Annotated in this window: 1 protein-coding gene; it reads right to left on the bottom strand. The window is 58.4% G+C overall.

Annotated elements, in window-relative coordinates; all coding sequences use genetic code 11:
- The coding region (locus HP552_RS02640; RefSeq protein WP_217506289.1) for a hypothetical protein at window positions 1–226 on the bottom strand (226 nt) is incomplete at both ends.

Genomic DNA, 226 nt, shown 5'->3' with positions numbered 1-226 from the left:
CTGAGGTCCTTGAGTACCTTGAGGTCCTTGGTCGCCCTGAGGTCCTTGAGTACCTTGAGGTCCTTGGTCACCCTGAGGTCCTTGGGTACCTTGAGGTCCTTGGTCGCCCTGAGGTCCTTGAGTACCTTGAGGTCCTTGGTCACCCTGAGGTCCTTGGGTACCTTGAGGTCCTTGGTCGCCCTGAGGTCCTTGAGTACCTTGAGGTCCTTGGTCGCCCTGAGGTCCT

Origin of the sequence: Paenibacillus xylanilyticus, assembly GCF_013359935.1 — a bacterium.
Classification (GTDB): Bacteria; Bacillota; Bacilli; order Paenibacillales; family Paenibacillaceae; genus Paenibacillus; species Paenibacillus xylanilyticus.
The sequence above is the reverse complement of the archived record's forward strand: the minus strand, read 5'-3'. Positions and strand labels throughout refer to the sequence as shown.